The sequence below is a fragment of the Brevundimonas sp. EAKA genome (genome assembly GCF_000698025.1).
GTDB classification, from domain to species: domain Bacteria; phylum Pseudomonadota; class Alphaproteobacteria; order Caulobacterales; family Caulobacteraceae; genus Brevundimonas; species Brevundimonas mediterranea_A.
In genome coordinates this window covers 1-20,393 of the sequence record NZ_JMQR01000059.1, presented here as the reverse complement: position 1 = coordinate 20,393, position 20,393 = coordinate 1, and the positions used below count along the sequence as shown (strand labels likewise).

Annotated in this window: 18 protein-coding genes; 8 read left to right on the top strand and 10 right to left on the bottom strand. The window is 67.5% G+C overall.

The window, feature by feature from the left end; all coding sequences use genetic code 11:
- Together ER13_RS10025 and ER13_RS10020 are read right to left on the bottom strand one after the other, a co-directional pair.
- Positions 1-662: LemA family protein (locus ER13_RS10025; RefSeq protein WP_035308908.1), on the bottom strand; the 662-nt coding region annotated here is incomplete at its 3' end.
- A gap of 61 nt (positions 663-723) precedes the next feature.
- A complete protein-coding gene (locus ER13_RS10020; protein ID WP_008259940.1) occupies positions 724-1,647 on the bottom strand; it encodes a bifunctional methylenetetrahydrofolate dehydrogenase/methenyltetrahydrofolate cyclohydrolase in 924 nt (307 codons plus the stop codon).
- A gap of 90 nt (positions 1,648-1,737) precedes the next feature.
- Between ER13_RS10020 and ER13_RS10015 the strand changes: the two genes are divergently transcribed.
- Both ER13_RS10015 and fni read left to right on the top strand, forming a co-directional pair.
- The gene (locus tag ER13_RS10015; protein ID WP_035308905.1) at positions 1,738-3,573 is read left to right on the top strand and encodes a PPC domain-containing protein; all 1,836 of its coding nucleotides are present in this window, start codon (positions 1,738-1,740) and stop codon (positions 3,571-3,573) included.
- A gap of 40 nt (positions 3,574-3,613) precedes the next feature.
- The gene (gene fni / locus ER13_RS10010; protein ID WP_035308902.1) at positions 3,614-4,657 is read left to right on the top strand and encodes a type 2 isopentenyl-diphosphate Delta-isomerase; all 1,044 of its coding nucleotides are present in this window, start codon (positions 3,614-3,616) and stop codon (positions 4,655-4,657) included.
- 11 nt (positions 4,658-4,668) lie between these two features.
- On the opposite strand, the gene hutH is transcribed toward fni, so the two are convergent.
- From hutH to hutG, 3 genes are read right to left on the bottom strand one after another with little or no spacing between them, the layout of a single operon-like run.
- Complete coding sequence (gene hutH, locus ER13_RS10005) at positions 4,669-6,198, bottom strand: histidine ammonia-lyase (protein WP_035308899.1); 1,530 nt, start codon at positions 6,196-6,198, stop codon at positions 4,669-4,671.
- A gap of 5 nt (positions 6,199-6,203) precedes the next feature.
- Positions 6,204-7,868: a urocanate hydratase gene (gene hutU / locus ER13_RS10000; RefSeq protein WP_035308897.1), complete on the bottom strand. Its 1,665-nt coding sequence runs from the start codon at positions 7,866-7,868 to the stop codon at positions 6,204-6,206.
- Complete coding sequence (gene hutG, locus ER13_RS09995) at positions 7,865-8,686, bottom strand: N-formylglutamate deformylase (protein WP_035308895.1); 822 nt, start codon at positions 8,684-8,686, stop codon at positions 7,865-7,867. Before hutG ends, hutU begins: the two co-directional genes overlap by 4 nt.
- 74 nt (positions 8,687-8,760) lie before the next feature.
- On the opposite strand from hutG, the gene ER13_RS09990 reads away from it, so the two are divergent.
- Genes ER13_RS09990 through hutI form a run of 3 tightly spaced genes read left to right on the top strand, consistent with a single transcriptional unit; the run spans position 8,761 to position 12,115 of the window.
- Complete coding sequence (locus tag ER13_RS09990; protein ID WP_231492522.1) at positions 8,761-10,149, top strand: formimidoylglutamate deiminase; 1,389 nt, start codon at positions 8,761-8,763, stop codon at positions 10,147-10,149.
- A complete protein-coding gene (locus ER13_RS09985; RefSeq protein WP_008263981.1) occupies positions 10,146-10,868 on the top strand; it encodes a UTRA domain-containing protein in 723 nt (240 codons plus the stop codon). Before ER13_RS09990 ends, ER13_RS09985 begins: the two co-directional genes overlap by 4 nt.
- Positions 10,865-12,115, top strand: a complete 1,251-nt coding sequence (gene hutI, locus ER13_RS09980) for an imidazolonepropionase (RefSeq protein WP_008261768.1) — start codon at positions 10,865-10,867, stop codon at positions 12,113-12,115. The genes ER13_RS09985 and hutI overlap by 4 nt, the downstream gene beginning before the upstream one ends.
- On the opposite strand, the gene ER13_RS09975 is transcribed toward hutI, so the two are convergent.
- On the bottom strand, positions 12,112-12,489 hold the full coding sequence (locus ER13_RS09975) for a response regulator (protein WP_035308891.1): 378 nt from the start codon (positions 12,487-12,489) through the stop codon (positions 12,112-12,114). The two genes, hutI and ER13_RS09975, sit on opposite strands and share 4 nt — an antisense overlap.
- Complete coding sequence (locus tag ER13_RS09970) at positions 12,486-13,982, bottom strand: sensor histidine kinase (RefSeq protein WP_231492520.1); 1,497 nt, start codon at positions 13,980-13,982, stop codon at positions 12,486-12,488. The genes ER13_RS09975 and ER13_RS09970 overlap by 4 nt, the downstream gene beginning before the upstream one ends.
- Positions 13,983-14,116: 134 nt before the next feature.
- Here ER13_RS09970 and ER13_RS09965 point away from each other — a divergent pair, with 134 nt between their 5' ends.
- A complete protein-coding gene (locus tag ER13_RS09965; protein ID WP_052005036.1) occupies positions 14,117-15,694 on the top strand; it encodes a carboxylesterase/lipase family protein in 1,578 nt (525 codons plus the stop codon).
- A 31-nt stretch (positions 15,695-15,725) separates the two neighbouring features.
- Here ER13_RS09965 and gor read toward each other — a convergent pair whose 3' ends face one another.
- The 3 genes from gor to glmU all read right to left on the bottom strand — a co-directional run bounded on the left by gor (position 15,726) and on the right by glmU (position 19,291).
- On the bottom strand, positions 15,726-17,108 hold the full coding sequence (gene gor, locus ER13_RS09960; RefSeq protein ID WP_035308887.1) for a glutathione-disulfide reductase: 1,383 nt from the start codon (positions 17,106-17,108) through the stop codon (positions 15,726-15,728).
- A gap of 138 nt (positions 17,109-17,246) precedes the next feature.
- Positions 17,247-17,930 carry a ribose-5-phosphate isomerase RpiA gene (gene rpiA, locus ER13_RS09955; RefSeq protein WP_035308885.1) on the bottom strand — a complete coding sequence of 228 codons (684 nt, stop codon included), beginning with the start codon at positions 17,928-17,930 and terminating at the stop codon, positions 17,247-17,249.
- Complete coding sequence (glmU, locus tag ER13_RS09950; protein ID WP_035308883.1) at positions 17,927-19,291, bottom strand: bifunctional UDP-N-acetylglucosamine diphosphorylase/glucosamine-1-phosphate N-acetyltransferase GlmU; 1,365 nt, start codon at positions 19,289-19,291, stop codon at positions 17,927-17,929. Before glmU ends, rpiA begins: the two co-directional genes overlap by 4 nt.
- 58 nt (positions 19,292-19,349) lie before the next feature.
- Between glmU and ER13_RS09945 the strand changes: the two genes are divergently transcribed.
- Both ER13_RS09945 and ER13_RS09940 read left to right on the top strand, forming a co-directional pair.
- Entirely contained in the window at positions 19,350-20,069 is a 720-nt protein-coding gene (locus tag ER13_RS09945) for an HAD-IA family hydrolase (RefSeq protein ID WP_081836196.1), read from the top strand.
- 101 nt (positions 20,070-20,170) lie between these two features.
- On the top strand, positions 20,171-20,393 hold a 223-nt coding region (locus ER13_RS09940), incomplete at its 3' end, for a cation:dicarboxylase symporter family transporter (protein ID WP_035308879.1).

Here is a 20,393-nt window from a genome sequence, read left to right as displayed (position 1 = left end):
GTCGAACCCGGCGCGACCGGCGCCGCCCCGCCGCCGGGCGTGGCGGCCGGAGCGCCGTTCAGGTTGAAGTTCACCTGGGGCGCCGACTGGGCCTCCGCCGTGGCGGTGAACAACTGCATCGGTTGCGATCCGCTATGCACCGTCTTGGCCCAGATCACGTTCGGGAAGGTGCGCAGGGTGGTGTTGTAGTCGCGCACCGCCTCATTGTAGTCGCGGCGCGCGATGGTGATCCGGTTTTCGGTGCCTTCCAGCTGGGACTGCAGGGTCAGGAAATTCTGATTGGCCTGAAGCTGGGGATAGGCCTCGACCGAGACCAGCAGGCGCGACAGGGCGCCGGACAGTTGGCCCTGAGCCTGCTGATATTGCTGGAAGGCCTGCGGATTGCTGAGGTCGGCGGCCGAGACATTGACCGAGGTGGCGCGGGCGCGGGCGTTGATCACGTCCGTCAGGGTGGTGCGTTCCTGGATCGCCGCGCCCTGGACGGTGGCGACCAGATTGGGCACCAGGTCGGCGCGACGCTGGTACTGGGCCTGGACATCGGCCCAGGCCGCCTCGGCCCGTTCCTGCTTGGTCGGAATAGTGTTGTAGCCGCAACCGGTGACGGCGGGCGCCGCGACGAGAACGGTCGTCAGAGCCAGAGCGCGAGCGTTGAAGCGAGCCATGGATTTTCCCCTGTCGGCGATTGCGCCGGTGCGGCGACTATCGCCTCAGGACCGCAACGCTTCAAGCGTCCAATGGCTCCGGTTCGACGCCGATCGAGCGACAGGCCGCCGAATAGGTGTTGGCCAGCAGGCAGGCGATGGTCATGGGGCCGACGCCGCCGGGGACGGGGGTGATGCGTCCGGCGATCTCGACGGCTTCCTTGAAAGCGACGTCGCCGACGACGCGGGTCTTTCCCTCCGCCGCCTTGACCGGGTCGGCCGAGGGAACGCGGTTGATGCCGACGTCGATCACGGTCGCGCCCGGCTTGATCCAGTCGCCCTTGATCATCTCCGGCCGGCCGACGGCGGCGACCAGGATGTCGGCGGTGCGGCAGAGGGCAGGCAGGTCGCGGGTCCTGGAATGGGCGATGGTGACGGTGCAGCTTTCGCCCAGCAGCAGTTGCGCCATCGGCTTGCCGACGATGTTGGACCGGCCGACGATGACGGCGTTCAGGCCCGTCAGATCGCCCAGTTGGTCCTTCAGCAGCATCAGACTGCCCAGGGGGGTGCAGGGGACCAGGCCCGGCAGGCCGACCGCCAGGCGTCCGGCGTTGACCACGTGGAAGCCGTCCACATCCTTGTCGGGATCGATGGCGTCCAGCACGACCGATGAATCGATGTGTTTCGGCAGGGGCAGCTGAACCAGGACGCCGTGGATGCCGGCGTCGGCGTTCAGACGGGCGATCAGGGCCAGAAGCTCGTCCTGGGTCGTGGTCTCGTCCAGACGGTGCGTGTCGGACCGCATGCCCGCGCGCAGGGTCGTTTCGCCCTTGTTGCGAACATAGATCTGGCTGGCGGGATCCTCGCCGACGATGACGACGGCCAGGCCCGGCTTGACGCCCTGGCTGGCTTCCAGACGCGCGGCGGCGGCGGCGACGCGGTCCACCAGGTCGACCGAAAAGGCCTTGCCGTCGATCAGGGTCGCGCGTGCGGGCTCGGCTGACATGGGGAAGACTCCGGGGGGATGAGGATGCGGCGATTTACAGCCGTCATGGTTCGGCGTCTATGATCCGCGACAAACTCCGGAGTGTTCTTGATGAAGCGTTCGTCCCTCGTCGCCGCCGCCAGCGCCCTTGCCCTCGCCCTCGCCTGGGCCGCCTCGCCCGCCTTGGCTCAGGACGTACAGGGCCTGCGCATCGGGGCTGCGGTGGATGGCGCATTGACCGAGACGGACGCGGCCACGACCGGCGAGGACGCCTATCGTTATGACGCCTACCGATTCGAGGCGCGTGCGGGGCAGAGGCTGGAGGCGGTGCTGAGGTCCGACGCTTTCGACGCCTATCTGGCCATCTATGCCGAAGGCGGCGACGAACCGCTGGCCGAAGATGACGACGGCCTGGGCGAAGGCACGGACGCCCGGCTGCGCTTCACGCCGGAAACCAGCGGGACCTACGTCCTGCGCGCCCGCACCCTGGCCGGGCTGGAAGGCGGGGACTACAGCCTGTCCCTGCGCGAACGCCCCGCGCCCCCGCGCGCACCGCGTCCGGTCGGCCTTCGCGTCGGTGATGAGCGAGCCGGGACGCTGACGGACCGTGATCCGGAACAGGAAGACGGCGGCCGCTACGACGCCTACACCTTCCGCGCCTCTGCAGGTCAGAGGGTGATCGTCACCCTGGAGTCCGAGGCCTTCGATCCACTGGTTCGCGTGGGCCGGATGAACGGGGCCGACTTCGTCGAACTGGCTCAGAACGACGATGGACCCGACGACGGACTGAACTCGCGCCTCGTCTTTACCGCCCCGACGGCTGGGGAATATCTGGCTCGCGTCACCGCCATCAGGGATGGGGAGGGCGCCTACACCCTGGGCCTGTCGGAAGCGCCGCCTGCGCCGCCGGCCAAGCCCATCGCCGTCGGCGACAGCATTGACGGGAATCTGAACGATGAGACGGGACTGAACGACGATGGCCAGCGCACCGAATTCTATCGGTTCACGGCTGAGGCGGGCCAGCGCGTCGCCATCGAGATGTCGTCGAAGGATTTCGACACCTATCTGACGCTGCGCCAGGCGTCGGACAATTCAGTCCTGGATCAGGACGACGACGGCGCCGGATCGGGCACGGACTCACGCATCGTCCGGACGCTGGAGACAGCCGGCGACTATGTGATCGAGGCGCGCGCCCTGGGCGATGACGGCGAAGGCCGTTTCACCCTCAAGATCAGCGAAGTCGCCCCGCCCCCTGCGCCGTCTGCGATCACCTTTGGCCAGACCGTGGAAGGCGAGATCACGCCCGAAAAGCCCCAGAACGACGAGGGCAAACACTATGACGCCTATGTCTTCACCGGCCAGGAAGGCCAGCGCGTCCAAGCCGTTCTGCGATCCGGCGATTTCGACGCCTATCTCGAGATCAGCGCCGCCGACGGCGAGTTTTCCGCCCTGTCGAGCGATGACGACGGGCTGGCCGAGGGAACGGATTCGCGTCTGAACTTCACCCTGCCGTCGTCCGGCGACTACATTCTGCGGGCCTCTCCGCTGTCGAACGAGGGGAAGGGGCTCTATTCGCTGGCGTTGATCGATCGCGGCCCGGAGCCCAAGCCGGGCAGTATTCTGGTCGGCGCGACGGCGCGCGGCACGCTGAGCCTTTCCGACGCCCTGATCGACGGGGGCGCCTATTACGACGCCTATCGGTTCCAGGCGAAGAAGGACGAGAAACTGCGGATCACCCTGGTCTCCAACGCCTTCGACGCCTTCATCGACCTGGGCGAGGACGGCGAGGACTTCACCAGCCTGGCCACGGACGACGACGGTCTTTCGGACACCCACGCCAAGCTGGACTGGACCGCGCCGGAAGACGGCTGGTTCGTCGTCCGAGCCCGGTCGTTGGGCCCGAATGAGACGGGCGCCTATGCCCTGACCGTCGAACGCCAGCCCTGACCGCCCCATGCGGGCCACGATCCGGTCCTAGGCGAACCCGATGACCGACGCCATTTCGCCCGGCGCCCTTGGCCGCAAGGATCAGCACCTCGACGTGGTGCTGTCCGGGCGTGGTCGGCACGCCCGCGACGCCGGGTTCGACGCGATCCGGTTCGTGCACGAGGCCCTGCCGGATCTGGATCACGACAAGATCGACCTGGGCGCCGACTTCCTGGGGCGCCGATTGAAGGCGCCCCTGCTGATCAGCGCCATGACCGGCGGTCCGGCGCGGGCCGAGGCCGTGAACGCCCGTCTGGCCGAGGCGGCCCAGCACCTGGGAATCGCCCTGGCGGTCGGGTCCCAACGCACGGCTCTGGAAGAGGGGGCCAGCGGCGGCCTGGACATAGGGCTGCGCCACCGGGCGCCCGACACCCCCATCCTGGCCAATATCGGCGCGGCGCAACTGACGCGGGGGTTCGGTCTGGACGAGGCGCGGCGGGTGATCGAGATGATCGGGGCGAACGCCCTGATCGTCCATCTGAACCCGCTTCAGGAAGCCTGTCAGCCCGAAGGTGATCGCGACTGGTGGGGCGTCGGCGCCGCACTAGAGGCTCTGATCCGCAGGATCGAGGTTCCTGTGGTGGTCAAGGAGACCGGAGCCGGCCTGTCGGGCCGAACCGCGCGCCGCCTGACCGACATGGGCGCCGCCGCCGTGGATATCGCCGGCGCGGGCGGTTCGAACTGGGCGCTCATCGAGGGCGAGCGGGCGACGGATCCCGCCGACAGGGCCCACGCCGCCGCCTTTGGCGACTGGGGCATGCCGACGGCGCGGACCATCGTTGATGTGCGCCGGGCCTGTCCAGACGCGGTCGTGATCGGTTCGGGCGGCGTGCGCGACGGTCTGGACGTCGCGCGCGCGATCCGCCTTGGGGCCGACATCGCGGGTCAGGCCGCCGGCGTCCTGTCGGCGGCGATGGTGTCGACGGAAGCGGTGGTCGCCCACTTCCAACTGGTCATGCGCCAGTTGAGGACCGTCTGCTTCTGCACGAATTCTGCTAATCTTTCAGCCCTGCGCCGGGCGCCGCTTCAACCGCTGGACGAATAGAGGTCAGCGACCTATGCGGACGGCAGCAGGTCGTGCGCGAAGAGGCGATACCGTCCCGCGCGCACGCCGTCGGTGGCCCTGGCGATATCCGGCGCGAAATAATGGTCGCTGGCGTAGGGCGCGGCCGCCTCACGCACGACGGTGACGACCTGTTCCAGCAGGGGCGAACTGGTCAGGGGACGATGGAATTCCAGCCCCTGGGCCGCCGCCAGCAACTCGATTCCGACCACGGTCGCCGTATTCTCGGCCATGTCCAGCAGCCGCCTGGCGCCGTGGGTCGCCATGGAGACATGATCTTCCTGATTGGCGCTGGTGGGAACCGTGTCCACGCTGCACGGATGGGCCACCATCCGGTTCTCGGCCACCAGAGCCGCCGCCGTGACCTGGGCGATCATGAAGCCCGAGTTCAGGCCGCTTTCCTTGACCAGGAAGGCCGGCAGTTCGCTCATCTTCGGATCGACCAGGATGGCGGTCCGGCGTTCGGAGATATTGCCGATCTCGCACAGGGCCATGGCGATCTGATCGGCAGCAAAAGCAACAGGTTCAGCGTGGAAGTTTCCACCTGATATGACATCCCCGTCCTCAATGAAGACCAGAGGATTGTCGGTCACGGCGTTGGCTTCACGTTCCAGCGTGGCGGCCGCCGTGGCCAGGACGTCCAGCACCGCCCCCATGACCTGAGGCTGGCAGCGCAGCGAATAGGGATCCTGCACCTTGGCGCAGTCGTCGCGGTGGCTGTCGCGGATGGCCGAACCCGCCATCAGGGTCCTGAGCCGTGCGGCCACGGCGATCTGACCGGGTTGACCCCGAAGGGCGTGAATGCGGGCGTCGAACGGCGCGTCCGATCCCTTCAAGGCGTCGACCGACAGGGCCCCCGCCGCCACGCCGGCGGCGAAGACCGCCTCGGCTGCGAACAGACCCGCCAGGGCCAGGGCGGTCGAACACTGTGTCCCGTTCAGCAGCGCCAGCCCCTCCTTCGGTCCCAGGACCAGAGGCTTGAGCCCGGCCCGCTCAAGCGCGGCCTCGACCTCCAGGGTTTCACCCTTGTGCCGGGCCTCGCCGACCCCGATCAGGACGCAGCTCATATGGGCCAGAGGAGCCAGATCGCCCGAGGCCCCGACCGAGCCCTTGGACGGGATACAGGGCAGGATGTCGGCGTTGACGAGCGCGATCAGGGCCTGGAGGGTTTCGCGCCGAACGCCCGAGGCGCCGCGTGACAGGGAGGCGATCTTCAGCACCATCAGCAGTCGCGTCACGCTGTCCGGCAGCAAGGGACCGACCCCGCACGCATGGCTGAGCACCAGGTTCCGCTGCAAGGTCTCCAGGTCGGCGGACGCGATGGAGGTGTTGGCCAGCAGGCCGAATCCGGTGTTGACCCCATAGACGGTGCGCCCTTCGGCCACGATGGCGGCGATGGTCGCGGCGCCCCTGTCCACATCGGCCCAGGCCTCGGGCGCCACAGCGACCGTCACGGGGCCGTCCAGGACGCCGCGCAACTGGGCCAGGGTCAGGGGCGAACGGCCGAGGGTCAGGGTCGTCATGGAGGTCAGGCCTTCAGGCTGGGGAGGTTCAGGCCGTGTTCGCGGGCTGCGGCGCGGGCGATGTCGTAACCGGCGTCGGCATGGCGCATGACGCCCGTCGCCGGATCGTTCCAAAGCACGCGCTCCAGCCGCTGCGCCGCTTCCGGCGTGCCGTCGGCGACGATCACGACGCCCGAATGCTGGGAATAGCCCATGCCGACCCCGCCGCCGTGGTGCAGCGAGACCCAGCTGGCGCCCGAGGCTGTGTTCAGAAGCGCGTTGAGAAGGGGCCAGTCCGAAACAGCGTCTGATCCGTCCATCATGGCCTCGGTCTCACGGTTCGGGCTGGCGACCGAGCCCGAGTCGAGATGATCCCGGCCGATCACGATCGGTCCCGACAATTCACCGGACGCCACCATGTCGTTGAACATCAGGCCCGCCCGGTGGCGCTCGCCCAATCCAATCCAGCAGATTCTCGCCGGAAGTCCTTGGAAAGCGATACGTTCGCTGGCCATGTCGAGCCAGCGATGCAGACCTGCGTTGTCCGGGAACAGCCGCTTCATCGCCGCATCGGTCTTGCGAATGTCGTCCGGATCACCGGTCAGGGCCGCCCATCGGAACGGTCCGATCCCGCGGCAGAACAGGGGGCGGATATAGGCGGGGACGAAGCCGGGAAAGTCGAAGGCGTTCGTAACCCCTTCGTCAAAGGCGACCTGACGGATATTGTTGCCATAATCGACGACAGGAACCCCGGCCGACTGAAAGTCGAGCATGGCGCGGACGTGGGCAGCGATGGAGGGGCGGGCGGCCGCCGCGACCGAGGCAGGTTCGCTGACCCGCTTGTCTTCCCACTCGGCGACGGTCCAACCGGCCGGCAGATAGCCGTTGACCAAATCATGGGCGCTGGTCTGGTCGGTCACCAGGTCCGGCCGAACTCCCCGGCGGACCATCTCAGGCAAGACATCGGCAGAGTTACCTAATAGGCCGACAGATATGGGTTTTCCAGTCCGATTTGCGTCTTCGATCAGGGCCAGGGCTTCGTCCAGCCTCTGGGCCGCCACATCAAGATAGCGTGTCTTCAGCCGCATCTCGATCCGGCTTTGCTGGCATTCCACCGCCAGGCAGGACGCCCCCGCCAGGGTCGCGGCCAAGGTCTGGGCCCCGCCCATACCGCCCAGGCCTGCGGTCAGGATCCATTTTCCGGACCAGTCGCCGCCGTAGTGCTGGCGGCCCGCCTCCATGAAGGTCTCATACGTGCCTTGGACGATGCCCTGGGTGCCGATGTAGATCCAGGATCCGGCCGTCATCTGGCCGTACATCATCAAGCCCTTGCGATCGAGTTCCGAGAAATGCTCCCAGGTCGCCCATTTGGGCACGAGGTTGGAGTTGGCGATCAGGACCCGGGGCGCATCGGCATGGGTGCGGAAGACCCCGACCGGCTTGCCGGACTGGACCAGCAGGGTCTCGTCGGCCTCCAGCGTCTTCAGGGTCTCCACGATCCTGTCGAAGGCGGCCCAATCGCGCGCCGCCTTGCCGATGCCGCCATAGACGACAAGATCCTGAGGACGTTCAGCCACTTCGGGATCAAGATTGTTCATCAACATTCGCATGGCCGCCTCGGCCGCCCAGGTCTTGGCCGTCCTTTCCGATCCGCGCGGGCTTCGGATGACGCGAGCGTTGGGCTGGTTCATGTCTGGCTCTCGGCGAAGGCGATACAGGCGGTCAGGACGCGGTGCAGGTTTCGACGCATCGCCTCGGCCCGCTCCGGCTCATAGGGACTGGGCCAGTTGTCGGGGGACAAAGGGCTCGCCGGGTCGCCCATGTAGCCCCGGTCCGCCAGTTCCATCTGGATAGCGTGAACGCCGAGGTGGGGCCGGCCGTAGTGACGCGTGGTCCAGCCGCCCTTGAACCGGCCGTTGACGATCAGGCTGGAGCCGCTGATCGCGCAGGCGGCCTCGACGGCCTGGGTCAGTTCTGGGGCGCAGGTGGTCCCGTCGTTGTCGCCGATGTTGAACTGGGGCAACTCGCCGGCGAACAGCCGCGGGACGACAGAACGGATCGAATGGGCGTCATAGAGGACGACGGGGCCACGGGCGCGCAGCCGGTCGATCTGGGCCTTCAGCTGGGCATGATAGGGATCAAACCAGGTCGCGCGACGCTCTGCGATCTCGGCCGCATCGGGCGCTTCGCCGGCCCGATACAGGGGCTCGCCGTCGAAGGTCTCGACCGGGCAGAGGCCCGTGGTGGTCATGCCGGGATACAGGGACACGCCGGATGGATCGCGGTTCACGTCGATGACGCTGCGAGAAACTGCGGTGCGCACCAGAGTGGCGCCCAGATCCACGGCGAAATCATAGAGCCGATCCACCCACCAGTCGGCGTCCTTGCGCGCCAGCCAGGGGGATCGAAACCGCGCCATCAGAACGTCCGGGATTTCGGTCCCCGTGTGCGGCAAGCCGATCACCAGCGGCCCCGAGCCTTCATGGACGGTCAGCCAGTCACGCGTCATCTCGGCCTCCCTCGCCAAATCGATCCGTCGTGGTATGTCTAGACATATTGATCGCAACAAGACGGACCTGTCCAGTGAGCCTTGAGTCGCAGCCTGTGGATCGCACCCTCTGGTTCGAGGCCGCCCTCTTGCCGTACGGCTGGGCGCGGGATGTGCGGATCGGGATTGCGAGGGGTCGGATTTCAAGCCTCGAGACCGGCGTATCCCGCGGAGCCGCGGACGAAGGAGACGGCGTGGCCTTGCCGGGCGTCGTCAATGTCCACAGCCATGCCTTCCAGCGCGCCATGGCCGGGCTGACCGAGGCGCGTGGGCCCCAGGGCCAACACGGCGATGATGATTTCTGGTCCTGGCGCGACCTGATGTACCGCTTCCTTGATCGGGGCGGGCCCGAAGAGATCGAGGCCATCACCGCCCTGGCCTTCGCCGAAATGCTCGAGGGCGGTTTCACCCGCGTGGCCGAGTTCCACTATCTTCACAACGCCCCGTCCGGCGCGGCCTATGCGGACCGGGGAGAGATCGCGGCGCGGATTGTCGCGGCGGCCCAGACGACCGGAATCGCCCTGACCCTGCTGCCGGTCTTCTACGCCCACGCCGGATTTGGCGGCCTGGCGCCGACCCGGGGGCAGAGACGGTTCATCACCGATCTGGACGGATTCGCGGAGCTGACCGACCGTTGCCGCCGCCTGACCGCCGATATGGCGGACGCTGTGGTGGGGGTCGCGCCGCACAGCCTGCGGGCTGTCAGCCCGGCTGAGCTGGCCGCCATGCCCGGTCTGGCAGGCGATGGGCCCATCCATATCCATGTGGCCGAACAGACCAAGGAGGTCGAAGACTGCCTGGCCTGGTCCGGCGCCCGGCCGGTGGAATGGCTGCTCGCCAACGCCCCGGTCGATCCGCGCTGGTGCCTGATCCACTCGACCCATGTGACCGAGGCGGAGTGGCGGGGCGTGATCGAACGGGGCGCGGTCGTCGGCCTGTGCCCGATCACGGAGGCCAATCTGGGCGACGGCGTCTTTCCGGCCGCCGCCTATGCGCGGGCGGGCGGGCGGTTCGGCGTGGGGACCGACTCCAATGTGCAGATCGGCGTGGCCGAGGAACTGCGGATGCTGGAATACAGCCAGCGGCTGGCCTTGAGGCGCCGTTCGGTCATGGCGGATGCGGATCGCTCGACAGGACGCGCCCTGTTCGAAGGCGTGCTGGCGGGCGGGCGCCAGGCCGGGGGCGCGGCGAACGACCTGGTCATCGGCGGATCGGCCGATCTGGTTTGCCTGGATACGCGCGGCGCCGGCTTCCATGGCCGTTCGGGCGACGCCTTGCTGGACAGCTGGATCTTCGGCGCGCCGGCGGGCGCCGTCGCCTCGGTCTGGCGGGCGGGGCGGCAGGTGGTGCGGGACGGGCGGCATGTGGCGCGCGAGGCTATCGAGGCACGGTACCGCAAGGCCCTGAACACGGTGCTGGGATGACGCCTGAGCCCCTGCACCGCCGAATCTACGCGGACCTCGAAGGCCGCATCCTCTCGGGCGAGCTGTCGCCGGGCGCACGCATTCCCTTCGAACACGAATTGACCGCCCAATACGGCTGTTCGCGCGCCACCGTCTCCAAGGCCCTGTCGGAACTGGCGGGCAGGGGACTGGTCACACGGCGGCGTCGCGCGGGCAGCTTCGTGGCCCAGCCCAAGGCCCATGCCGCCTTCCTGGCCATCCCCGATCTGCGAGCCGAGGTGATGGAGCGGGGCCAGGCCTATGGCTACAGGCTGCTGGACCAGATGGAACGCGATCCGGACGGCGGCGCTGAAATTGAACTCGCCGCCGGCGGTCCGCTCCTGGCCTTGACCTGTCTGCATAGCGCCGACGCGATCCCTCTGGCTCTGGAGCATCGACTGATCGCTCTGGCCGCGGCTCCCCAAGCGATAAAGGTGAATTTTCAAATCACTCCGCCTGGAACCTGGCTTCTGGACTATGAACCCTGGACCGAGGCCGAGAACCGGATCGGCTCCATGGAGGCCGACGCCGTGACCGCGCGTCTGCTGCAGATCAAGCCCGGCGCGGCCTGTCTGTCTGTCGAAAGGCGGACCTGGCGCGACGGCCAGGGCGTGACGCGGGTTCGTCAGCTGTTCCCTGGGGATCGCTATGATCTGGTCGCGCTTTTCTCCTCCGCCCACGCCAAGGACCTGAGCCGATGAAGGCCGACCGCCTGCTGATCGACTGTCATGCCGCCACCATGGTTCCGGGCGGGGCCGCCTATGGGGCCATCCGCGACGCCGCCGTGGTCATCGCCGACGGCCGTATCGCCTGGATCGGACCGCGCGCGGATTTGCCGTCCGTGGAGGCGGTCGAGACGGAGCGGCTGGGCGGACGCTGGCTCACGCCGGGACTGATCGACTGTCACACGCATCTGGTCTTCGGCGGCGACCGCTCGGGCGAATTCGAACAGAGGCTGGGCGGGGCCACCTATGAGGATATCGCCCGCGCCGGCGGCGGGATCGTCGCTTCGGTCAAGGCCACGCGCGCGGCGTCGGAGGACGAACTGTACGCCTCCGCCATGGACCGGCTGCAAGGGCTCAAGGCCACGGGCGTCACCACGGTCGAGATCAAGTCGGGCTATGGACTGGATCAGGACAGCGAATTGAAGATGTTGCGGGTCGCCCGCCGCATCGGCCGGGAAGGCGGGGTTCGCGTGCGCACCACCTATCTGGGTCTGCACGCCGTTCCGCCCGAGCATCGGGCGAACCGCGCCGCCTATGTCGATCTGGCCGTCGATCACATCCTGCCGGCCGCACAGGCCGAGGGGCTGGTGGACGCCGTGGACGCCTATTGCGAGCCTATCGCCTTCTCGATCGAGGAGGTGGCGCGCCTGTTCGACAAGGCCCGCACCCTGGGCCTGCCGGTCAAGCTGCACGCCGATCAGTTGTCGAACGGGGGCGGCGCAGCCTTGGCGGCGCGTTACGGCGCCGTGTCGGCTGATCACATAGAACATGCGACGGAAGACGGAATCAAAGCCATGGCGCGGGCAGGGGTGACGGCGGTTCTGCTGCCCGGCGCCTTCCTGATGCTGCGCGAAACCCAGGCGCCCCCGGTCGGTCTGTTACGCGCCCATGGCGTTCGCATGGCCGTTGCGACCGACTGCAATCCCGGCACCTCTCCTGTCGCGTCCATGACCGACGCCCTGAACCTGGCCTGTGTTCAGTTTCGCCTGACCCCGGAAGAAGCCCTGGCGGGCGCGACGCGGGAAGCCGCATGGGCCCTGGGGCTGCAAGATCAGATCGGAACCCTGGCGGTCGGCAAGGTCGCCGACCTGGCGGCCTGGGATGTCCAGCGCCCCGCAGAGCTGGCCTATTGGCTGGGCAAGCCCATGCTGCACGGCCGCTGGAGAGACGGCGTCAGGACAAGCGCCGATCCTGCAAGGATCGACGGTCCGCCTGATTTCTAGACCTGGGCGACGCCCATGACCTTCATCAGGGCGTCTCGAACGGCGGCCTCGGTGAAGGGTTTCTGAATGGTGGTGGCGCCGCGCCACTCTTCCGGCAACCCACCTTCGCCGTAGCCGGTGGAGAAGACGAAGGGCACGCCGCGCGCCTTCAGCGCCTCGGCGACCGGGAAGACCTGACGGCCGGCGACATTGACGTCCAGCAGGGCGGCGTCGAGATCGACAGTGTCGCGCGCCATGGCTTCACCATCGTCGATATTGGACGCGGGGCCGACGGGAATGCACTCCATGTCCTCGAGGATGGTCTCGAGCAACATGGCGACCAGGGATTCGTCTTCCACCACAAGTATGCGGCGACCGTTTAGAGGTTGGGTCATGGGGCGGGTGTCCTGTCGAGTGGAACCGTCAGTTCCGCAATCAATCCATCGCTGGCGTAGACTAGATCGATCTCCCCCGCCAGATCGTGGCGAATGTTTCGTTCAATCAATCGGCTACCGAAGCCTCTTCTGTCCGGTCGCGTAACTTTCGGACCGCCTATTTCACGCCAGACAAGCTTCAGCTTTCGATCGCGTTGATCGGCCAAACTCCAGTCGATCAGAACACGCCCATCGGGCGTGGAAAGGGCTCCGTATTTGGCGGCGTTTGTCGCAAGCTCATGGAAGATCATGCCCAGGGACAGGGCTGTGGCGGGGGGCAGCGCCGTCGCCGGGCCGTTGAGATTGATGCGGGTGGGACCGAAGGCTTCGGTCTCGTGTTCCAGGATCGCCCGCAGATCCGCGCCTTCCCAATGGGTTCGCGTCAACAGGTCGTGGGTGTGGGACAGGGCCAGTATCCGCGACTGGAAGGTTGCGGCGAAGGTGGCGGGGGCGACGTGGGAACGCGCGGTCTGGATGGCGATCGACTGGACCGTGGCGAGGGTGTTCTTAACCCGATGGTTCAATTCGTCGATCATCAGCTTCTGGCGCTGGGTCGCCAGGACGTTGGCTGTGACGTCATGGCCCTGAACGAAGATGCCGACCACGGCGTCCGCCTCGTCACGGATCGGCTGATAGATGAAGTTGAGATAGAGGGTTTCCAGCGGGCCGCCGGGAGTCCTTTGCAATTTCGCCAGGCTCTCTCGCCCTTCGTAGGGCTCGCCCGTTTCGAAGACGGTGTCCAGAAACTCGTGATAGCCCTGTCCGACCAGTTCCGGCAGGGCGTCGCGTATGGACTTGCCCGCGATGTCGCGATGGCCGATCAACTGGCTGTAGGCGTCGTTGTGCATCTGGAAACAGTGGTTGCGGCCGGTCAGGATGGCTACGAACCCCGGCGCCTGCATGAACATCTCGACCAGACGGTTGCGCTCGCTCTCCAGGCGACGATTGTCCTCCTGAACCGACTGAGCTCGCCGCAGGACCGACCCGCCGATCAGGGCGTCCAGGGCGGTTGTCGGTTCATCGGTGCGGATCGCCGGCGACAGGTCGGTGATGTCCATGGTGTGCTGAAGAAGCAGCACGACATCGCCTTCAGCGTTCAGGACTGGCGTATGGGTCGCGCTCCAGATTCGTTCCTCGAACACCTCCTGGCCGTCGGACAATTTGCGCGGCATGGCGTATCGCACGACGGCGAGGTGGTCGCGCTGGCGGGTGTCGCGCGCCTTTTCGAGGGACGCCCGGACCTGACGCACGTTTTCGGGCGCATCTTCGCCGGGGCCGGCGTCGAAGGTCGTGAACAGGGGACGGCCCAGGATCTCCTCGCGGCGAGCGCCTGTGACCTCGACATAGGCGTGATTGACCTCGGCGATGCGCAGATCCGGCGTAAGCAGAAGATAAGGATTTGGCGACGCCTCGAAGGCCGCCGCCAAATCGACTACGGAAGCGCCCGGTTTCACTTGTACTGTCAATCTACACCCCAGCCCAACCGGTGCCGAACGCGCGAGGAGGCAAAGAGTTCGCTACCGTACCCAGAATTCGCCTTTCACCTGATCGTCATTGGCGTGTCAGGAGAATTTGCTAAGGACGGGACATGACATTTGCCGGCGCCGTGGCCACCCTCTCCCTCATGATGGCTCAACCGACAGATCAGCCGCCTCCCGAACAGCCGGTCGTCCAGTTGGCCCAAGGCGTGCTGGCCGGGCGGGCCGACGACACGGTCGCCGCGTTCAAGAACATTCCCTATGCGGCCCCGCCGGTGGCGGAACTGCGCTGGCGGCCGCCGGGCGCGGCCCCGACCTGGGAAGGGCGGCGCGACGCCTCGACCTATGGGCCGATCTGCATCCAGGCCACGCCGCAGGGCGACCCCGGCGTGGGGCCCTTGCCGATGAGCGAGGACTGCCTGAACCTGAATGTGTGGCGGCCGACCGACGTCGCCGCGTCGCCGGCCCCGGTCATGGTGTGGATCCACGGCGGGGGCCTAGTCAATGGATCGGGCACGGCGGCCCTGTACGACGGATCCCATCTGGCCCGTCAGGGCATGGTCGTGGTCTCGATGAACTATCGGCTGGGGCGGTTGGGCTTCTTCGACCACCCGGCCCTGGCGGCGGAACGACCGGCGGACGAGGCGGCGGGCAACTACGGCCTGATGGACGTCATCGCGGCCCTGCAGTGGGTCAGGGCGAACATCGCGGTCTTCGGCGGCGACCCGGCCAATGTGACGATCTTCGGGGAGTCGGCGGGCGGCGCCATCGTCACCCGGATGATGATTTCGCCGCCGGCGCGGGGCCTGTTCGATCGCGCCATCGTGCAGTCGGGCCTGGGGCGCGAGTTGCAGACCCCGCTGGACCGGCGCGGCGCCTATGACCTGCCGTCGGCGCGTGAGCGGGGCGAGGTCTGGGCCCACGGTCATAACCTGTTGACTGCGGCCGATCTGCGCGCTGCGCCGGTCGAGCTGCTGCTGACCCCGGCGCCCGTCTTCGCTAACGGAGATCTGTCCCTGATCGACGGCCGGATCGTGCCCTCGACCGTGGAAGCGGCCTTCCGAGCCGGGCGGCAGGCGCCTGTGCCGATGGTGATCGGGACCAACAGCGCCGAGTTCTGGTGGATGAAGCCGACGGATCGCAACGGCTACGGCATGATCGACGACGACCTGACCTGGCTGGAGCGGGCCACGATCACGGCGGCCTATGGCGGGGAGGCGGGCTTCGACCGGGGCTTCATCACCGACGCGGTCTTCTCCGAGCCGGCGCGGCGGCTGGCGCGGCTGCACGCGGCGGCGGGGCATCCGGCCTATCTATACCGGTTCGACATCTCGTCGCCGGACAATCCCGAACCGCACGGCGGGGCGACCCACGCCATCGAGCGCCCCTATGTGTTCGGCACCCTGCCGCTGCTGCCCTATCCGGTCCGAGAGGCGGATGTCGCGGCCTCGGCGGCGATGATGGGCTACTGGATCGCCTTCTCACGGTCCGGCGACCCCAATGGGGTGGGGCGGCCGGACTGGCCGATGGCCGGGGGCGGCGACACTCAGCTGATGCTGTTCCGCAACGACGGCCCCAGCGCCACGCCGGTTCCGGACAGCGCGCGGCTGGATCTGATCGAACGGTTCCGGGAGCGGCCTCACGCTATCAGCAAGTCGACACAAGCTACTGTAAAAACGCACTATTAGACAGATGTTCGGCCGCTCAAAGACCCCGCCGTCACCCCGCCGAGGTCGCGCCCGACTGTTTTTCTCTCATCGTGACCAGTTCCTCGGCCATGGTCGGGTGGACCGCGCAGGTGGCGTCCCATTGGGCCTTGGTCAGGCCGGCCTTCACGGCGATGGCGGCGAGCTGGATCATTTCCGGGCTGTCGGGCCCGACGATGTGGACGCCGACAACCCTTTGGCTTTCGGCGTCGACCACCAGCTTCATGAGGACGCGCTCCTCTGATCCGGTGAAGGCGTATTTCATCGGCCGGAAACGGGTCAGATAGACATCGACCCCGGCCGAACATGACCGACGCGCCTCGGATTCCGTCAGGCCGACGATGCCCACAGGCGGCTGGCTGAAGACGGCGGTGGCGACGGCCTCGTAGTCGAAATGCTGGGGATTGTCGCGATAGACGGTCTGGTGGAAGGCGACGGCCTCGCGGATGGCGACGGGGGTCAGGTTCATCCGGTCGGTCACGTCGCCGATGGCCCAGATATTGTCGGCCGTCGTTTTGGACCAGGGATCGACCTTGATCGCGCCCTCGTCGTTCAGTTCGACGCCGGCCGCCTCCAGGCCGAGGTCCTTGACGTGGGGGATGCGCCCTGTGGCGAACATGACCACGTCGGTCTCCAGCTTCATCCCGTTCTCGAGGTGGTTGACCAGGCCCGTGGCGGTCTTCTCGATCTTCTCGTGCTGGCAGCCCAGGACGACCTTGATCCCGCGCTTCTCGATCTCGCCGGCCAGGTGGGCGCGCACATCGTCGTCGAAGCCGCGCAGGATATTGGGGCCCCGGTAGATCAGGGTCGTCTCGACGCCCAGGCCGGCGAAGATCCCCGCGAACTCCACCGCGATATAGCCGCCGCCGGCGATCAGGATGCGTTTGGGCAGTTCGGGCAGGTGGAAGGCTTCTTCGGAGGTGATGGCGTGTTCGATGCCCTCCAGGCTTTCCGGCTTCCACGGGCGGCCGCCCGTAGCGATCAGGATCTTCTCGGCGGTGAAGGTCTGGTTCTTGCCGACGATCTCGACCGTACGGGCGTCCTTCAGCACGGCGCGGCCGTGGACCAGCTCGACCCCGGCCTTGCCCAGATTGGCGGCGTAGATGCCCGACAGGCGGGCGATCTCGACGTCCTTGGCCTCCAGGAAGGTGGGCCAGTCGAACCGGGCGTTGTCGAAGGACCAGCCGTAGCCCTCGGCGATCTCGAGCGCGTGGCTGACCTCGGAGGCCATGACCATGAATTTCTTGGGCACACAGCCCCGGATCACACAGGTGCCGCCGACCCGGTACTCCTCGGCGATGGCGACCTTCTTGCCGCCCAGGGCCGTCAGCCGGGCCGCTCGGACCCCGCCGGAGCCTGCGCCGATGACGAAAAGGTCGTAGTCGTATTCGGCCATCGGGCGCTCCGTTCAGACTCAAAAAAACAGCGTCTGAATAGTCTGAATCGTCTGAAATCGGTTCCGGTCACACCGGGGGCGAGGCGTGGGACTTAGGCGCCGGGACACCCTGGAGCAAGGTCGCCAGGTGGAGGGAGATCAGGGCGTCAGGGTTTCGACCCCGCTGTCCGTGCCGATGATGGCCAGGTCGGCCAGGTCCAGAAACAGGCCGTGTTCGACCACGCCGGTGATCAGTTTCAGATCATCGGCCAGACGGACCGGATCATGGATGGCCTTGCAGCCGGCGTCATAGATCAGATTGCCGCCGTCGGTGCGGACCAGGCCGCGATCCGCCTGGCGCACGCGGGCCGGCGAGTTGATGTCATGGTCGATCAGGACGTCGGCGATGCGGTTGGCCGTGGTCTTGTGGCCGAAGGCGACGACCTCGATCGGCAGGGGGAAGGCGCCCAGGACCGGCACCACCTTGGCGGCGTCGGCGATGACGATACAGCGGCTGGACGCTTCCCAGACCAGTTTCTCACGCAGCAGGGCCGCGCCGCCGCCCTTGATCAGGGCCAGGCCGGGACCGACCTCGTCGGCGCCGTCGACGGTCAGGTCGATGCGCGGCGTGTCGTCCAGCGTCGACAGGGTCAGCCCCAGTTCGCGCGCCAGATCGGCGGTCTTCTCGGAGGTCGGGACGCAGCGCAGCCCAGAAAGGCCGCGCGCCGCCAGGGCCTTGACGAACCAGGCGGCGGTCGAGCCGGTGCCCAGGCCGACGATCATGCCGGCCTCGACATGGGCCGCAGCGGCCTCGCCGGCGTTCTTCTTCTGTAGATCGCTCATTTCAGCTTGGCGGCCTTCGCCGCTTCCTTCCTGGCTTTGGCCTTCTCGCGGAAGGCGGCGCCGGCGTCCGGCTTAAGGGTTTGACGGGCGCGGCCGAAGGCGAGGGCGTCGGCCGGCACGTCCTCGGTGATCACGGAGCCCGAGGCGACGATGGCGCCGTCGCCGATGACGACCGGGGCGACCAGGCTGGAGTTCGAACCGACGAAGGCGCCGGCGCCGACCTCGGTCTGCGCCTTGTTGAAGCCGTCGTAGTTGCAGAAGATGGTTCCGGCGCCGATGTTGGCGGCCGCGCCGATCGAGCCGTCGCCCAGATAGGCCAGGTGATTGGCCTTGGCGCCTGCGGCCATCTTCACATTCTTCACCTCGACGAAATTGCCGATCTTGACCCCCTCGGCCAGGTCCGCGCCGGGCCGCAGGCGGGCGTAGGGGCCGACCTCTGCGCCGGACGCCACGCGCGCGCCCTCGATATGGCTGAAGCTGCGGATTCGGGCGCCGCCCTCGATCACCGCGCCGGGACCGAAGACGACGAAGGGCTCGATCACGGTTCCGCCGCCGACCTGGGTGTCCCAGGCGAAGTGGACGGTGTCGGGCGCGGCCATGGTGACGCCGGCGGCCAGGAAGGCGTCCCGCTGCACGCTCTGGAACAGGGCCTCGGCCTGGGCCAGTTCGGCTTGGGAATTGACGCCCATGACCGAATCCTCGGCCGCGAAGACGGCGCGGGTCGGGCGGCCGGCCTTGCGGGCCAGTTCGACCACGTCGGTCAGATAGTATTCGCCCTTGGCGTTGTCGTTACGGACATCGGCAAGAAGGGCGAACAGCAGGTCCGCCGGAGCGGCCATGACGCCGGAGTTGCAGGCCGTGATCGCCAGGACCTCGGGCGAGGCCTCCTTGGCCTCGGTGATGGCGGCCAGGGCGTCGCCGTCGAGGATCAGCCGGCCATAGGCGCCCGGATCGCGCGCCTCGAAGCCGATGACGGTCAGGCCCTCGGGGTTGAACACGGGTTCGATGTCGGCGGCCTTCAGCAGAGGCACGTCGCCATAGGTCACGACCACATCCCCGTCGAATCCGGCCAGGGTCTGTTCGGCGGCGCGGACGGCGTGGCCCGTGCCCAGGGGAGGGTCCTGAACGGCGATGGCCGCCTCGCCAAGGCGTTTGACGACATGGGCGCGGACCTCGGGCGAATGGGCGCCGACCACCACGACGATCTTCTGACAGCCCAGGGCCTGGGCCGCGTCGATGGCGTGATCCAGCATGGCGCGGCCGCCGACCGGATGCAGCACCTTGGGCAGGGGCGATTTCATCCGCGTGCCCTGGCCGGCGGCGAGAATGATGGCGGCGCGAGGGCGCGTCTGGCTGGTCATGAATCGTTCCGGCGTCTAGTCGTCCTGCGATCTAGCCCATCATGCGGGCCAGCGGGAGATGTGGATGACCGATCGCGACCTGGAAGGCTGGACCATTGTCTTCGACCTGGACGGGACCCTGGTCGATTCCGCGCCGGACCTGACCGGAACCCTGAACCGGCTGCTGGTCGAGGAAGGGTTGCCGCCCGTGCCGATGGAAGCCGCCTCGACCCTGATCGGTTCGGGCGCGCGGGCGCTGCTGGTTCATGGGTTCGAGGCGGCCGGGGCATCGGTCGAACGGGCGCAATCGGATGAACTGTTCGAGCGGTTTCTGGTCGATTACACCGCCCACATCGCCGACGGTTCGCAGCCGTTCGAGGGGGTGGTCGAGACGCTGGAGCGGCTGAGCGAACGCGGGGCGATTCTGGTGGTGGCGACCAACAAGCGGTCGGACCTGTCAGAGCTTCTGCTCGAGAAGCTGGGCCTGACCCGGCATTTCGCCGCCATCGTCGGGCCGGATCGGGTCAGCGCACGAAAGCCCGCAGGCGTCCATCTGAAAGAGGCCGTGGTCACGGGCGGCGGTGACCCCGAGCGGGCCATCATGGTCGGAGACGCGGCGCCGGACGCCGAGGCGGCGCGGGACGCAGGCATGCCCTGCATACTGACGACCTTCGGCTACACGCCGGTTCCGGTCGAAACCCTGGGCGGCGACGTCCTGATTGACGCCTTCGAGGACGTCGAGGAGGCGATCGACGGCGTCCTGTCCGACTTCTACGTGATGAGAGCGCTGAAATTCTGAGGGCGCCGGACAGTAAATCTGGGGTCTGAACCCGCACTCGCGCGGTTGCGGATAGCCGGCGCGATGACCAGTTTGGCGCACCCCTTGTCGAAAGCGCCTCCATGTTCGCTCGTTTCTTCAGAATACCCCTGTGGCAACGCACCTTCGCCGGCCTGGCCCTGGGCGTCGTCGCGGGGCTGATCCTGCGCGAACGGGCCGAGGTCTGGCTGCAACCCATCGGCGACGTCTATCTGAACCTGATCCGGATGGTTGTGGCGCCCCTGGTGCTGTTCACCATCGCCAGCTCCATCGCCAAGCTGGGGGAGGGGGCCGGGGCGGTGCGGC

Excerpts from the sequence above, each read along its gene's own strand:
- ER13_RS10020 (WP_008259940.1), bottom strand. The coding sequence starts at position 1,647 with ATGTCAGCCGAGCCCGCACGCGCGACCCTGATCGACGGCAAGGCCTTT.
- ER13_RS10015 (WP_035308905.1), top strand. The coding sequence starts at position 1,738 with ATGAAGCGTTCGTCCCTCGTCGCCGCCGCCAGCGCCCTTGCCCTCGCC.
- fni (WP_035308902.1), top strand. The coding sequence starts at position 3,614 with ATGACCGACGCCATTTCGCCCGGCGCCCTTGGCCGCAAGGATCAGCAC.
- hutH (WP_035308899.1), bottom strand. The coding sequence starts at position 6,198 with ATGACGACCCTGACCCTCGGCCGTTCGCCCCTGACCCTGGCCCAGTTG.
- hutU (WP_035308897.1), bottom strand. The coding sequence starts at position 7,868 with ATGAACCAGCCCAACGCTCGCGTCATCCGAAGCCCGCGCGGATCGGAA.
- hutG (WP_035308895.1), bottom strand. The coding sequence starts at position 8,686 with ATGACGCGTGACTGGCTGACCGTCCATGAAGGCTCGGGGCCGCTGGTG.
- ER13_RS09985 (WP_008263981.1), top strand. The coding sequence starts at position 10,146 with ATGACGCCTGAGCCCCTGCACCGCCGAATCTACGCGGACCTCGAAGGC.
- hutI (WP_008261768.1), top strand. The coding sequence starts at position 10,865 with ATGAAGGCCGACCGCCTGCTGATCGACTGTCATGCCGCCACCATGGTT.
- ER13_RS09975 (WP_035308891.1), bottom strand. The coding sequence starts at position 12,489 with ATGACCCAACCTCTAAACGGTCGCCGCATACTTGTGGTGGAAGACGAA.
- ER13_RS09965 (WP_052005036.1), top strand. The coding sequence starts at position 14,117 with ATGACATTTGCCGGCGCCGTGGCCACCCTCTCCCTCATGATGGCTCAA.
- gor (WP_035308887.1), bottom strand. The coding sequence starts at position 17,108 with ATGGCCGAATACGACTACGACCTTTTCGTCATCGGCGCAGGCTCCGGC.
- rpiA (WP_035308885.1), bottom strand. The coding sequence starts at position 17,930 with ATGAGCGATCTACAGAAGAAGAACGCCGGCGAGGCCGCTGCGGCCCAT.
- glmU (WP_035308883.1), bottom strand. The coding sequence starts at position 19,291 with ATGACCAGCCAGACGCGCCCTCGCGCCGCCATCATTCTCGCCGCCGGC.
- ER13_RS09945 (WP_081836196.1), top strand. The coding sequence starts at position 19,350 with ATGTGGATGACCGATCGCGACCTGGAAGGCTGGACCATTGTCTTCGAC.